The following is a 14435-nucleotide window of genomic DNA, read 5'->3' as shown; positions in this document are numbered from 1 at the left end:
TACCTCCTCACAGTGGCTCATATGCCTGTTGTGAGGAGGTATTTTTGTTATTCTTTATTATTTTTCCATTTCATCCCGCGAGAGATTTACTTCTTCTAAGGGGATTAGCTTGGTATGGTTTTTTACCTTGTGCCAAATGAAGATGGCTAAGAATACAGGGATGCCAATGTAGGCAACACTGGCACCGTACCAGTCGATTTCAGCACCGGTAAAGGCTGAGTAATTCTGACCTGCCGTAACGATGATACACATGATGAGGGCCAGGATAGGTCCAAAGGGAAAGAGTTTTGCCCGGTAGGGAAGATCCTTCAAATCCTTATGCTGTGCCATATAGGCACGACGGAACCGGTAATGACAAATGGCAATACCAATCCAGGTAATGAAACCGGCCATGCCGCTGATGTTGACGAGCCAATCGTAAGCTTTCCCTTCACCAATGAGGGATGTCAGGAAGGCTGCCAGGCCAAAGACTACAGTGGCAAAGAGGGCATAGCTCGGTACACCGCGTTTGTTTAATTTCAGGAAGCATTTTGGCGCTTGGCCTGTTTCTGCCATTGCGTAGAGCATACGCGTAGAAACGTACAAACCGGAGTTGCCTGCCGAGAGTACTGCTGTCAGAATGACGGCATTCATGACGGAAGCGGCGGCGACGAGACCAAACCGTTCAAAGACGAGTGTAAAGGGGCTGACGGAAATGTTTTCGATTTCTGTATTGAGCAGGTTTGGATCCGTATAGGGAATGAGGAAACCGATGACGACGAAGGCACCTAAGTAAAAGAGGAGAATACGCCAGAAAATCGATTTAACTGCACGCGGCACGTTCTTTTCCGGATCTTCACTTTCACCGGCAGCGATGCCAATCATTTCCGTACCCTGGAAGGAGAAGCCGGCGACCATGAAGATGCTCAGCATGGCCGTGAAGCCACCGACGAAGGGCGCATCGCCAATGGTCCAGTTCGTAAAGCCCGGCGACGGTTCAGGCCCAAGGCCCAGGATGAGGAGGGCGCCGGCAAAGAGGAAGACGATGACCGTCAGTACCTTGATACCGGCAAAGATGAATTCGCTTTCGCCGTAGGACCGGGTGGAGAGATAATTGAGGACAAATAGGATGACCAGGAAAATAGCACTCCAGACGGCAGCCGGCGTATCCGGGAACCAGTACTTCATGATCAGGGCACCGGCTACGAGTTCTGCTGCGACCGTAATGGCCCAGTTGAACCAGTAGTTCCAGCCCAGGGCAAAGCCCAGGGACTTGTCGACGTAGCGGTTGGCATAGGTTTCAAAGGAACCACTGACCGGCAAATAGGCGGCCATTTCACCGAGACTGGTCATGAGGAAATATACCATGATACCGATAAGCGAATATGACAATAATGCACCGCCAGGACCAGCCGTACTGACAGTTTCCCCGCCAGCGACAAATAAGCCTGTACCAATGGCGCCGCCAATAGCAATCATATTCATATGACGTGCTTTTAAGCTTCGCCGCAGGCCCTTATTCTGTTGTTCTTCATTACTCATTGAATCACGACCTTATTAGATAATATAGTATATAAAGGCCAACAGGTACACCCTGTCGGCGTGTGTCTGTCACAAGGGATATTGCCCTTGTGGATCCCTGTTAAACTGGCTGCTCGTGCAGTCAGGCAGCGACAAGTGCCGGATCAGTGCTGTTGTCACTGCAGAAATAATGTATTCCTGTCACCTTCGTTCTTACTGCATAGGCTTTCTGTATCGGAAAACAGGCGTCCGGATTACGGATATTGTTTTCGTATGGTATGGATGGCCCCCGTATTCTTTGCCGGGGCCGCAGACGGCTTTGCAATAAAGTAAAATATAGGAAAATAAATATGTACTTATATATTATACCGAATGTTTAACATACTGACAATTCATACTGTATGAGTTTGTCATATTAATTAGTAAACGCCAACACTACGTCCTCCCAGTTCACGCAAGCTTTAGGGATATACAGGCTAAAAGTGCCATACATAGCGTAGCCTTGTCAGTCTCATAGCCGTAGGCATCATTCTTCATCAGATGTGTGGGGCAGGAACGGGATGCTTCCCGGAAAATATTGGCTCCTGTTTCCCAGCCTCACGCAGAGAAGACGCATAGCCTCTTATCTCTTTTTGTGATACAATCAATCATAAGGCAGACGTATGATCTGGAATGGCAGTACTACTCATGTTCCCCTGCGGTATGACTCGTTCTTGCCGCCTATCACTGATTGGACTGGAAGCAGAATTGGGAGGGACCTATGGAATCGCTATTTAAACTTGTGAAATTTTTGACCCGTTATCTTACGCTTTGGATTATTCTTTCGGCTGTCGTCGCCTTTCTTATGCCGGCACCCTTCATGCACGGCGACTGGATTCCGTATCTCATCGGCTGTGTCATGCTGAGCATGGGCCTTTCTATGACTCCCGGTGATTTTAAACTGGTATTGACGAGACCCCGTGATGTCATCTTGGGAATCATCGTCATCTCCGTCTGTATGCCTCTTGTAGGCCTGGGAATCGGCACTCTTTTGGGTCTGCCACCGATGCTGATCGTAGGCCTCATCCTGGTAGGCTGTACGCCCTCCGGAGCGACATCCAATGTTATGACGATGATTTCTAATGGCGATAAAGCTCTTTCCGTTACGACATCAAGCCTGGGTACCCTTATTTCACCGTTTGTTACACCGGCGCTGCTTATGTTTTATGTCGGCCGTTACATGCCTCTCGATGCGTTGGCTATGTTCGTAGGCATTATTAAAATCGTCATTATTCCAATCGCCCTTGGCCTTCTCATCCGCAAGGTATTTTCTAAACAAATGGATACGGTTTTAAAGCTGGCGCCTTTATTGACGGTGGCTGCCGTGGTCGTAGTTATTGCCGTCGTCGTATCCCTCAATGTGGAACGAATAAAATTAGTAGGCGTTGAAATTGCCCTGGCCTGCGCATTCTATACCATTTGTGGAATGATCATCGGTTATGTGGCAGCCCGCATCTTTCATATGGAATTAAGCCGGAGAAAGGCTATGACCTTCCTCATAGGTATACAAAATACGGCTCTTGCCGTATCTCTGGGGATTACCTATTTTGATCCCTTAGCGGCTGTACCTGGTGGTGTATTAATCGTTTGGGCTAGTGTCTTAGGTACCTTAGTGGCTTCCTTCTGGGCTGGCAAGACGCAAAACACGGTTACAGAAACGTAAAAGATTAATAATCTGCACGAAAAAAGTAAAATACCAACGTAAAACTTCCGTTGCGATAAAGTGTCTGGAAGATACTTTGAAAATTTACTTATGCCGTATAGTGACAAGCAGTTCCTTTTTTTCCTATATAGCTTGACTTATGTGTTATTTTTCTATAAAATATAACATATAATAAAATAGTTATGTGTCGATGAGGACTCATTTGTTGTACGCTTTTGTGCGCGCAAAAATGGGTCCTTTTTTCCTTAGAAAGGGAGATGATCTTATGGAGCTATTGAATTCAATTGTATCAAGTATTAATTCATTCTTATGGACGTACATTATTATTACGTTGTTGGTTGTAGCGGGTTTTTACTTTACGTTCCGCTTGCGTTTCGTGCAGCTGCGCTATTTTACCAATATGTTCAGCCTCATCGTGTCCTCTGTGAACACGAAGACCAGGGGAAATGAAATCTCTCCATTCCAGGCATTTTGCGTTAGTACGGCATCCCGTGTCGGCGTAGGGAACATTGCTGGTATTGCCATCGCTATTACGACCGGTGGTCCTGGTGCTATTTTCTGGATGTGGTTTATTGCCATTATCGGTTCGGCTACGGGTTTTGTCGAAAGTACGCTGGCTCAGATTTACAAGGTGCCGGCCAAGGGCAAACAGGGTGAAACGACCTTCCGTGGCGGCCCGGCATATTATCTAAAAAATGGTCTGGGTCATGGTATCTGGGCTGCCGTATTTGCTGTCTTGATTTCCATTACCTACGGTTTGATTTACAACTCCGTACAGGCTAATACGATTGCCTTGTCCCTCAATGCGGCTTTTGGCATTGATAAAACGATCATTGGTATTGTCGTCATGGTCCTTTCTATTGCCGTTATCTGTGGCGGCTTAGGCCGTATTGCCCGTGTAACGGAATGGATGGTACCGCTCATGGCCGGTCTTTATATTATCGTTGCCTTAGGGATCATGATTTATCATATCGATCTCTTGCCGACGGCGTTTGGTATTATCTTCCGCGATGCCTTTGATTTCCAGGCTGTCTTTGGCGGCGGCATGGGTGCTGCTGTTCTTACAGGCTTCAAGCGCGGCCTCTTCTCTAATGAAGCCGGTGAAGGTTCCGTTCCTAACGCAGCGGCTACGGCTGATGCCGATCACCCGGTCGTACAGGGCCTGATTCAGGCTTTTGGCGTTTACGTAGATACGCTCTTCATTTGCTCGGCTAGTGCCTTTATCGTGCTCCTTAGCGGTTCCTATGAAAGTTCGGGTCTGACAGGGGTAGAATTGATCCAGTGGGATCTGTCCCAGTATTTCGGCAGCATTGCACCGACGGCTGTATCAGTCCTGATTTTCCTCTTTGCCTTCAGCTCCATCATTGGCAACTACTACTATGGTGAAATCAACATCGGCCATTTAACACAGAATAAATGGGCTATGCATGTCTTCCGTTTCTTCATTGCCGTCATGATTTTCTTTGGTTCCGTTGCTGAGCTGCCCTTGGTTTGGAATCTGGCTGACTTATTCATGGCCTTCCAGGTACTGACGAACGTCACGGCTATCCTCATTCTTTTCCCGAGAGCAAAGGAAGCACTGGACGATTATGAAAGACAGCGCAAGGCTGGTGTTAAAACACCAGTATTCTTCAAGAATGCCCTTTCTAATGTTAAAGGTGTTGTTTGGTGGAATAAAGACTAATCTGACGATCTTGTTAATTGCTGTACCTGATGTAATACATCCTGAACCGCATGCCCCGGGCTTGCGGTTCAGTTTATTTTATGGGGAGCCTATAGTACGTTATGAATTACACAGCCATATAGTGAAAATACATTCTGCATTACGAAATACAAATGCGAATAATACGTATAACGCATATGCATGGTATTGGCTAGTACAAATTCATATACATCTTCTGGAAATGGTTATTTGTATACTGTGAATAGACTTGTTGCTATTTTATAATTTTATGACTATAAAACTTAACATTATGACCTCTTTTTATTTCGTTAATAAAGTGACTTTTGACGTGTAAATTAAAGAAGAGGGGCCCTCTATGAGAGGAAAATTAAATCGTCTTTATATCTCTTGACAGTGGATATGTTTGATTGTATATTGAGGGCAAAAGAAGTACCGTAGGGCGTGGCACAAACGAATAGGAGAAAGCAGAAACGGTAAACGGCTGCGCACTCATTTATTTCAATTTGTCGATTTTTAAAGAGGAGTGATGGTTGATGGAACAAGTTACGTTAAAAATGGTACAAGAAGCACAGGAACGGCTCAAAGGTGTAGCCCAGAAAACAGGCTTATCGTACTCCAATTCTGTGAGCAAGCTCTCTGACTGCAAGGTATATTTGAAAATGGAAAACCTGCAGCGCACAGGGTCCTTTAAATTACGCGGTGCCTACAACAAGGTGGCCTCCCTGACGCCGGAAGAGAGGGAAAAAGGTGTTATTGCTGCGTCGGCAGGCAACCATGCTCAGGGCGTTGCCTTAGCGGCCAGCGTCTACGGCTGCCAGTCCACGATTTGTATGCCGAAGCACGCACCTTTGATGAAGGTAGCTGCGACGAAGGGCTATGGTGCCAATGTCGTTCTCTACGGTGATTTCTTTGATGAAGCCGCTGCTAAGGCAGAAGAACTGACAAAAGAACATGGCTATACCTTCGTACATCCTTTCAACGATCCGGAAGTCATTGCCGGCCAGGGGACCATTGCCCTGGAAATCATCGAACAAATGCCTGACGTAGATGCGATTGTCGCGCCTATCGGTGGCGGCGGCCTCATTTCCGGCCTGGCTGTAGCAGCTAAGAGCGTCAATCCGAAGATTAAGGTTATCGGCGTGCAGACGGCTAACATGCCTTCTATGAAGAATTCTATCGATCACGGCAAAATCCTGACCTGTAATGGCAAGGCGACCCTGGCGGACGGTATTGCCGTTAAGACACCTGGCGATTTAACCTATGACATTTGCAGCCGCTATCTCGATGATATTGTCATCGTCGACGAAACGGAAATTGCCGGTGCTATTCTCTGGCTCCTCGAACGCTGCAAGGCTGTTTCCGAAGGTGCCGGTGCGGTCCCGGTGGCAGCCCTCATGAACGGCAAGATTTCCGGCCTTCATGGCAAGAAGGTAGCTGCCCTCATCAGTGGCGGTAACATCGACGTCAATAATATGACGCGTATCATCAACAGCGGGCTCCTGCGTTCGTGGCGGAAAGTATTCTTCTCGACGATCATCCCTGATCAGCCTGGCGAACTGGTCAAACTCTTGTCCCTCATTGCCGAAACCAATGCCAACGTTCTTTCTGTTACGCATGAACGGAGCCAGCACGGTGTCGGCATTGGCTATACGGCCGTTTCGTTTGAACTGGAAACAGCCAATGAAAAACACGTAGAACATCTGATGGAACTCCTGCGTGACCAGCACTATCAAGTCACTATTAAATAATCTACCTGCTATACCTAGTTTTATACTACTCTAACAGATAGGAGAGAAATGACTTATGGAAGAGAATGGAAAAATGGAGCGTGGTTTAAAACCGCGCCACGTAGAAATGATTGCCTTAGGCGGTACCATTGGCGTCGGCCTGTTTATGGGTTCGGCCAATACGATTATGATGGCTGGTCCGTCAGTCCTTTTGTGCTACGCATTGACGGGTGTCGTCATGTTCTTCATCATGCGCATTATGGGGGAAATGCTCTATCAGGAACCGGTAACAGGCTCCTTTGCAACGTATGGTCATAAATATATTAGTCCCTTTGTAGGGTATCTTACAGCCTGGAGCTATTGGTTTATGTGGGTCGTCGTCGGCCTTTCCGAAGTAACGGCTGTCGGCATTTACGTACACTATTGGTTCCCCGCTGTGCCACAGTGGATTTCAGCTTTTGGCGGCATGCTCATCGTTGCTATTGCCAACATGGCAGCGGTCAAGTATTATGGTGAGTTTGAATTCTGGTTTGCCCTGATCAAAGTTACGACGATTATCGTCATGCTCGTCGTCAGTGCAGCGGTCATCCTCATCGGCTTTGGCAACGGCGGCGTCCCCGTGGGCTTTGAAAATCTCTGGATCAACGGCGGCTTTATGCCTAACGGCTTTGGCGGTATGCTGGCTGCCATGTGTGTAGTTGCCGCATCCTTCCAAGGTGTCGAGCTCATCGGCATTACGGCTGGTGAAGCCCAGGATCCGAAAAATACGCTCCGCAAGGCAACGAAGAACATCGTCTGGCGTATTTTGATCTTCTATATCGGCTCTATCTTTGTTATCCTTTGTATTTATCCGTGGAATCAGGTCAGCCTCATTGGCAGTCCTTTCGTCATGACCTTTGCCAAGGTTGGTATTACGACGGCAGCGGGCATCATCAACTTCGTCGTTCTGACAGCGGCACTTTCGGGCTGCAACAGCGGTTTGTACAGTTCAGGCCGTATGCTTTATACACTGGCTCAGAATGGCCAGGCACCGAAGATTTTTGCCAAGCTCTCCAACTCCGGTGTACCCCGTAACGGCATTGGCGTCACCATTGGCTGCCTCATCGTAGGCGTAATCCTTAATTATCTCATTCCCGATTCCAAGTTGTTCCTCTATCTTTACAGCGCGTCTGTATTCCCGGGCATGATTGCCTGGTTCGTACTGGCTTATTCACAAAAGAATTTCCGTAAATACTGGGGTAAGGACGTCATGGCGGCCCATTCGTTCAAATCGCCGCTCTTCCCGTACGCCAACTGGTTCTGCATTGCCTTCCTGGTTCTCGTCACCATTGGCATGCTCTTTAATCCGGATACGCGTATGTCCCTCTTCTCGTCGTGGGCTTATATCGCCGTCATTACAGCAGCCTATTTCCTGAGTGGCTGCAACAAGAAAAAGTACGATCGTGACGGCCATCTCATTACGGAACCGGTACAACAAGAAGTGATGCATCAAGACGTGATTGAAGATTAAGGTATCCATTCCCAGCCGGCCTGTATGGCCGGCCGGGGATTATGTCTGATGGCAGGGTGGAAAATTATGCCGTTATGACATATAATAAATATATACTAAAATTATTTGATGAAGGAGATGTAGTGTATCATGGCAGTAAATGTAATCAGTACAGAAAAAGCACCAGGTGCAGTAGGCCCATATTCACAGGCTATTCAGGCAGGGGATTTCCTCTTTGCCTCCGGCCAGATCGCCATTGACCCGGAAAAGGGTAAAGTCGTTGGTGGCGGCGTCGTCAACCAGGCTGAACAGTGCATGAAAAACGTTGGCGCAATCCTGGCAGCTGCCGGTGCTTCCTATGATAACGTCGTAAAGACGACAGTGTACATTACTAATATGAATTTCTTTGGCGCTGTAAACGAAGTATATGGCAAGTATTTCCAGAAAATGCTGCCGGCCCGTTCCTGCGTAGAAGTAGCTTCCTTACCGAAGGATGCGTTAGTTGAAGTAGAAGTAACAGCGTACCTCGGCAAATAAGTGGCCGTATATAAAAAGGTAGTACCGTGGCAATAGTATTGTCATGGTACTACCTTTTTAATTTTGTCTTAGTCCGCTGCCGGAGCAGCTTCTTTGGGCCGGATAATAGGCAGTATTTTGCTGCCTTCGTCGAGTAAGCGGGCCCGGCCGTTCGTACTGTTCGTCAGGGCCTCTTGAAAAGCGGCGGCTTTTTCTTCCGGTACCTGCATGGTAAAAGTCACGTCGGCACCGAACGAGCGGTCCGTAATGGTGCCACTGTAGCTTTCCATGAGCCGTTCGATGGTGCTGATGTAGGGATAGCCAAATTCGTAGATCAGGACTGTATAGGGGAGGTAGTCGGCAATATCAGCGGCGTCTAAGGCGACGATGACACTGTGGCCGTAGGCACGGATGAGGCCGCTGGCACCGAGTTTGACACCGCCGAAATAGCGGGTTACGACGGCGACTGTATTCGTAAGGCCTCGCTTTTTCAACGTTTCCAGTATAGGCTTGCCGGCTGTACCGGCTGGTTCACCGGCATCGTTTGATTTTTGGACTTTGCCGCCTAGGCCGATTTGCCAGGCATAGCACGTGTGATTGGCATCCCAATATTTCTTCTTTAGCTCTTCTACGTAGGCGGCGGCTTCGTCTTCACGCCGGACTTCTTTGACATGGGTGATAAAGCGCGATTTCTTGATGACGTATTCTGCCTCGGCACTGCCATAGACAGAGGTGATATGCGGTGCTGTCACGACGATCCCTCCCTGTATAAAAAAAATCCGCCGAGTAATCGGCGGATATACATTCAATGGTGGGAATAGTTGAATTCGAATCAACGACCTTCACGATGTCAACGTGACGCTCTAACCAACTGAGCTATACCCCCATGCGACTATATAAATATATCATAAGATAGAGCACTTGTCAACAGAATAATTAAAAATAATGCCGTTCAGGCAGAGCGTTTTTTTTGCAATGTAAAAATGATGCGGCTCGGGACCTGGGCTGAAAAGATACCGATGGTCATGAGGACGCAGCCCAGGAGCTCCCGGGGCGTCATGGTTTCACCCAAGAAGGCATAACCTGCAAGGGCACTAAATATCATTTCAAAGCTCAGGAGAAGGGATGCTTCCGTAGGCGGTACCTTGCGCTGCCCGAGAATCTGAAAGGTATAGCCGACGCCGCTGGAAAAAATACCGCAGTAGAGGATGGGAATGGCCGAAGCGGCGATAGCAGACCAGGTCAGCGTTTCTCCTGCTACGGGCACGGAGAGGAAGCTGTAGAGGCCGCAGAAGAAGAATTGCCCTGCTGCCAGGTAGACGCCAGAAAAATAGCGGACGAAGCGGTCGATGACCAGGATGTGGAGCGTCCAAAAGACAACGCTGACGAGGATGATGAAATCGCCCGTACGAAGCAGCTCGCCGCTGCCGTGCCAGGCCAGGAGCCAGACGCCGAGGAGGGCCGTCAGGCAGCCCGTAATGTGGGTCAGGCGCAGGGGATTGTGAAAGAGGATGCCCACGAGGGGGACGGCGACGATATAGAGTGCCGTAATAAAGCCGGCCTTGCCGGCTGTCGTATAAAAAAGACCCAGCTGTTGCAGACTGGAACCGGCGAATAGGACAAAGCCTAAAATAGCACATGCCAGGGGCAGGGAAAGCCAGGCTGGCCGATCCGGTGCTTCGTCAGATTTGGTCTGTCTGCGGATCCATAAGGCGACGGGCAAGACAGCCAGCGCACCGAGCCAAAAACGGAGACCGTTGAAGGCAAAGGCACCCATCGTGTCCGTACTGACCCGCTGGGCCACGAAGGCGCAGCCCCAAAAGACAGTAGCCGCCAGGAGAAATAAGCGATCTTTTATCATTTGTATCGTCCTCGCTTGATATATAGTATATAAGAAAAAAACAAAAGCATTACAAGTTTTTTCATTATAACACAGGTGGAGAAAAAAAGAAGCCATTAGGAGAAAAATATACTGTTTTCCTGTCATGACAGACGTCAATGTACATTGTCAAGAATTACGAGAATATTCGTTGGCGTATACTACTTTTTAATGTTATAATAGGTACAATATGAGTGGGAGGCGAGACTATTGTATACGAATGCTTTGCTGACTGATTTATACCAGCTGACAATGATGCAGGGCCTGTATTTTGAAGGAAAACACAGCCAGGCCTGTGTGTTTGACCGTTACTACCGGCATAATCCTTTTTCCGGCGGCTATACGGTCGTAGCCGGTTTGGATCATCTGATTGAGTACGTCAAAAATATTCACTTTTCTGACGACGATCTGGCTTATTTAAAGAGTACTGGGAACTTCCGCGATGAATTCCTGGATTACTTGAAGAAGTTTCACTTTACAGGCAGCATTTATGCCATGCCCGAAGGCACCGTTGCCTTTCCGCAGGAAGTGTTGCTGCGCGTAGAAACGACGAAAAATGAATCACTGCTTTTGGAAACCTGCATGTCTATGATCATGAACCACGAAAGCCTCATTGCGACGAAGGCCCGCCGTGTACGCTGTGTAGCCGGTACACAGGATACGCTTATGGAATTCGGCCTGCGCCGGGCACAAGGTGCTTCGGCCGGTGTCTACGGCGCCCGTTCGGCTATGATTGGCGGGTTTAACGGTACGAGTAATATGCTGGCCGGCGCCAGGTTTGGCATTCCCGTCATGGGTACTATGGCGCACAGCTGGATTATGAGCTTTCCGACAGAGCTGGAAGCATTCCGCTGCTATGCAAAGCATTATCCGAACAGCCTGATCCTTTTGGCTGATACGTATAATACGCTGAAGCAGGGCGTCCCCGACGCGATTACGATTTTCCAGGAAATGAAAGATGCCGGCACGCTGCCGCCTTTTTATGGTATCCGTCTCGATAGCGGTGACCTGGCTTACCTTTCTAAAGAAGCCCATAAGATGTTTGCCGCTGCCGGCTTTCCTGATGCGGTCATTGCCGCGTCGAATGATCTCGACGAAAACCTTATTGCCCAGCTGAAGCTGCAGGGCAGTACGATCAGCTCCTGGGGTGTCGGTACAAATCTGATTACGGCCAAGGACAGCCCATCTATGGGTGGTGTCTTTAAAATGGCCGGCCAATATGAAAACGGCACGTTTGTACCGAAAATTAAGATGAGCGATAATGCCGAAAAAATTTCTAACCCTGGCCGTAAGAACGTTCTGCGTATTTACGATAAAGTGACGGGCAAGATGAAGGCAGATATTATCGTTCTCGAAGGCGAGACGATCGATGAAAGCCAGGATTTACGTTTATCCAGTGATATTACGCCGTGGCGTTTCCGTATTATCCCGGCCGGCTCCTATACAGTACGGACTATGCTGCAGCCCATTTTCCTGCAAGGGGAACTCGTCTACCAGCAGCCGACACTAGCGGAAATCATCGACTATGCCAACGACGAAATCGACACGCTCTGGCCGGAATACAAGCGCCTTGTCAATCCGGAAATGATGTGGGTACAGCGCAGTGAAACCTTGTCGAAGCTGCGTCATGAAGTGCTCTCGGCCGAAGCGGCCCATTTCCAATAAGGCGCAAAAATAAGCAAAAACCATTGCAGTTTATAAAACAAGTAAATATAATGAACGTATAAAGGAAAAAGCATAAGGGAATTGCCTTTATGCTTTTTCTTATTTTAAGAAGGAAGTGACCTCTATGAATTCACTCATCAGCCCTGACAACACGTGGATGCTCCTGTCGATCATGCTCATTGCTGTTGCTGTATCTGTTTATTTGGAACAGAAGTACGTCTGGGCTTCGAAGCTTTCCGGAGCCATCATTGCCCTGATCTTTGCCCTGGTATTGGTCAATACGAACGTCATTCCCTCCCATGCGCCTGTTTATGACGATATCATCTGGGGCTACGCCGTGCCTATAGCCATTCCGCTCTTGCTCCTGCAGGCCAATATGAGCAAAATCTGGCGGGAAACGGGGCGGCTCCTGTTTATTTTTCTCATCGGTGCAGCCGGCACGGTATGTGGCGCTGTCGTCGGTACGCTCCTTTTGGGCGGCTACGTAGAAGGGTTGCCTAAAATCGCGGCCATGATGACGGGCTCGTATATTGGTGGCGGTGTCAATTTTACGGCCCTGGCCGATGCTTTCAAGCCCAGCGGCAGTCTTGTGTCAGCGGCGACTGTAGCCGATAACCTGAACATGGCCATATATTTTCTGGCTCTTTTAGGCATTGCGGGCAACGCCTTTTTCCGCCGCATTTACACGCATCCTCATATTGACGACGTAGAAAAAAACGGCATTAGCGACGAAGGCAAAACCTTGGCGGCGGCCTATTGGGGACGCAAGAATATTTCCTTGAAGGATATTGCCATGAACATGATGTACGCTGTTGTCGTCGTTACCGTATCGAAATTGATCGGCGACGCCTTGACGGCAGTTATTCCAATGGACAATGGCTTCCTAAAAATGTGCAACACCTTCTTCGGCAGCCAGTATGTATGGATTACCCTTATTTCTATGGTCTTTGCTACGTATTTCGATAAACAGGCAGCGGCTATGAATGGGGCCCAGGAAATCGGTACCTTTTTTATTTATATGTTCTTCTTTGTCATTGGCGTACCAGCGTCGATCATGAGCATTATCATGAATGCGCCACTCCTCTTCGTGTTCTGCCTTTTCATGGTCATTGTGAACATGCTTTTTTGCCTCATTGGCGGCAAGCTCTTTCATTTCGACCTGGAGGATATTATCATTGCTTCTAACGCCAACATTGGTGGCCCGACGACGGCGGCAGGTATGGCCATTTCTCAAGGCTGGACGAAGCTCGTCGGACCGGCGATGCTCGTCGGTACCTTTGGTTACGTGATCGGCACATATTTGGGCATCATTGTGGGCAGTCTCTTAGGAGCATGATATATGTCATAGAATGATATTCAATTATGTATATGATAGATATTAAACGGTGTTTTCCGCTTTTTTTATCGCATCTATGTATGCTATAATAGGAACGATTCTAATTTGCTGTCTAAAACGGAAGGTGGCCAGGCCATGCTTTGGGGAACGATTATTGGTGATCTTGCAGGCTCTCTCTATGAAGCTGAGTGCGCCAATGGCACAAAGGTTGTGCCGCCACCGGAAGCACCCTTGTTTCCGGCAGGCGCGCATATCACAGACGACACGGTGACGACGCTGGCCGTTGCTGCGGCAATCAGGGAAAGCAAAGCCACAGCTGACGGACTGACGACGTGCGTTGCCCGGCAGCTGCGCTATTGGTGCCACCGCTATCCCGGTATTGGCTATGGGCCCTTATTTATCCGTTGGTACGAATCTGATACGGCCGGACCCTATGGCAGTCTTGGTAATGGTGCTGCTATGCGCGTCGCTCCGGCGGCCTGGGCCGGCCAGTCTCTCAGAGAGGTGCTGGCCTTGGCAGAATTGACGGCTGTTGTGACGCATAATCATCCGGAGGCCATCCGCGGTGCCCTGGCCGTGGCTGCGGCCATTTATCTGGCCAGAAAGGGTACGTCACAGCGTGATCTGCGTACGTACTTACAGCACTATTATCCCTTGCAAACGCCCTTGGCAGCGATTAGAAGGGACTATCATTTTTCGGCTTGTACTGCTGACAGCGTGCCAGAGGCGCTGGAAGCCTTTTTAGCAAGCCACAGCTTTGAGGACGCTATCCGCAATGCCCTTTCCCTCGGTGGCGACACGGATACGCAGGCTGCCATTGCCGGCAGCATTGCAGAGGCATACTACGGTGTGCCTCTGGCGCTTAAGACCGAGGCTGCTTCCTTTTTGCCTGATCCGTTAGCACAGGAGCGGCAGCGGTTTGAATGCTTCATATAAA

General features: G+C 48.8%; 11 protein-coding genes and 1 tRNA gene. 8 read left to right on the top strand and 4 right to left on the bottom strand.

What is annotated here, in order from left to right; all coding sequences use genetic code 11:
• Positions 1–57: 57 nt before the first annotated feature.
• Positions 58–1521: an amino acid permease gene (locus PGX44_RS00920; RefSeq protein ID WP_498853865.1), complete on the bottom strand. Its 1464-nt coding sequence runs from the start codon at positions 1519–1521 to the stop codon at positions 58–60.
• Positions 1522–2260: 739 nt separating this feature from the next.
• On the opposite strand from PGX44_RS00920, the gene PGX44_RS00915 reads away from it, so the two are divergent.
• From PGX44_RS00915 to PGX44_RS00895, 5 genes are all read left to right on the top strand, one after another.
• Positions 2261–3202 (top strand): bile acid:sodium symporter family protein, encoded by a 942-nt coding sequence (locus tag PGX44_RS00915; protein WP_498853864.1) that lies wholly within the window; start codon positions 2261–2263, stop codon positions 3200–3202.
• Positions 3203–3467: 265 nt separating this feature from the next.
• The gene (locus tag PGX44_RS00910; protein ID WP_498853863.1) at positions 3468–4886 is read left to right on the top strand and encodes an alanine/glycine:cation symporter family protein; all 1419 of its coding nucleotides are present in this window, start codon (positions 3468–3470) and stop codon (positions 4884–4886) included.
• 533 nt (positions 4887–5419) lie between these two features.
• Positions 5420–6634 (top strand): threonine ammonia-lyase, encoded by a 1215-nt coding sequence (gene ilvA / locus PGX44_RS00905; protein WP_498853862.1) that lies wholly within the window; start codon positions 5420–5422, stop codon positions 6632–6634.
• A 55-nt stretch (positions 6635–6689) separates the two neighbouring features.
• A complete protein-coding gene (locus PGX44_RS00900) occupies positions 6690–8123 on the top strand; it encodes an amino acid permease (RefSeq protein WP_498853861.1) in 1434 nt (477 codons plus the stop codon).
• A 129-nt stretch (positions 8124–8252) separates the two neighbouring features.
• Positions 8253–8639 (top strand): RidA family protein, encoded by a 387-nt coding sequence (locus PGX44_RS00895; protein ID WP_186503892.1) that lies wholly within the window; start codon positions 8253–8255, stop codon positions 8637–8639.
• A gap of 68 nt (positions 8640–8707) precedes the next feature.
• On the opposite strand, the gene PGX44_RS00890 is transcribed toward PGX44_RS00895, so the two are convergent.
• The 3 genes from PGX44_RS00890 to PGX44_RS00880 form a co-directional block, all read right to left on the bottom strand.
• Positions 8708–9370: a YigZ family protein gene (locus PGX44_RS00890; protein ID WP_498853860.1), complete on the bottom strand. Its 663-nt coding sequence runs from the start codon at positions 9368–9370 to the stop codon at positions 8708–8710.
• A gap of 57 nt (positions 9371–9427) precedes the next feature.
• A tRNA-Val gene (locus PGX44_RS00885) sits at positions 9428–9504 on the bottom strand.
• 66 nt (positions 9505–9570) lie between these two features.
• Positions 9571–10479, bottom strand: a complete 909-nt coding sequence (locus PGX44_RS00880; protein WP_289001701.1) for a DMT family transporter — start codon at positions 10477–10479, stop codon at positions 9571–9573.
• A 228-nt stretch (positions 10480–10707) separates the two neighbouring features.
• On the opposite strand from PGX44_RS00880, the gene PGX44_RS00875 reads away from it, so the two are divergent.
• The 3 genes from PGX44_RS00875 to PGX44_RS00865 all read left to right on the top strand — a co-directional run bounded on the left by PGX44_RS00875 (position 10708) and on the right by PGX44_RS00865 (position 14434).
• Positions 10708–12162 (top strand): nicotinate phosphoribosyltransferase, encoded by a 1455-nt coding sequence (locus tag PGX44_RS00875; protein WP_498853859.1) that lies wholly within the window; start codon positions 10708–10710, stop codon positions 12160–12162.
• 124 nt (positions 12163–12286) lie between these two features.
• The gene (locus tag PGX44_RS00870) at positions 12287–13498 is read left to right on the top strand and encodes a DUF819 family protein (RefSeq protein ID WP_498853858.1); all 1212 of its coding nucleotides are present in this window, start codon (positions 12287–12289) and stop codon (positions 13496–13498) included.
• Between the two features lie 105 nt (positions 13499–13603).
• The gene (locus PGX44_RS00865; RefSeq protein WP_498853857.1) at positions 13604–14434 is read left to right on the top strand and encodes an ADP-ribosylglycohydrolase family protein; all 831 of its coding nucleotides are present in this window, start codon (positions 13604–13606) and stop codon (positions 14432–14434) included.
• The last annotated feature ends 1 nt before the right edge of the window (position 14435 follow it).

The sequence above is a fragment of the Caecibacter sp. AF58-12pH5A genome, assembly GCF_027681725.1.
Lineage (GTDB): Bacteria > Bacillota > Negativicutes > Veillonellales > Megasphaeraceae > Megasphaera > Megasphaera hominis.
Note: the sequence above shows the minus strand (reverse complement) of the source record. Positions and strands in the feature narration are given on the sequence as shown.

What these genes read in the sequence shown, in the direction of transcription:
- PGX44_RS00910 (WP_498853863.1), top strand. Translation starts at nt 3,468, where the DNA reads ATGGAGCTATTGAATTCAATTGTATCAAGTATTAATTCATTCTTATGG.
- PGX44_RS00870 (WP_498853858.1), top strand. Translation starts at nt 12,287, where the DNA reads ATGAATTCACTCATCAGCCCTGACAACACGTGGATGCTCCTGTCGATC.
- PGX44_RS00920 (WP_498853865.1), bottom strand. Translation starts at nt 1,521, where the DNA reads ATGAGTAATGAAGAACAACAGAATAAGGGCCTGCGGCGAAGCTTAAAA.
- PGX44_RS00880 (WP_289001701.1), bottom strand. Translation starts at nt 10,479, where the DNA reads ATGATAAAAGATCGCTTATTTCTCCTGGCGGCTACTGTCTTTTGGGGC.
- ilvA (WP_498853862.1), top strand. Translation starts at nt 5,420, where the DNA reads ATGGAACAAGTTACGTTAAAAATGGTACAAGAAGCACAGGAACGGCTC.
- PGX44_RS00900 (WP_498853861.1), top strand. Translation starts at nt 6,690, where the DNA reads ATGGAAGAGAATGGAAAAATGGAGCGTGGTTTAAAACCGCGCCACGTA.
- PGX44_RS00915 (WP_498853864.1), top strand. Translation starts at nt 2,261, where the DNA reads ATGGAATCGCTATTTAAACTTGTGAAATTTTTGACCCGTTATCTTACG.
- PGX44_RS00895 (WP_186503892.1), top strand. Translation starts at nt 8,253, where the DNA reads ATGGCAGTAAATGTAATCAGTACAGAAAAAGCACCAGGTGCAGTAGGC.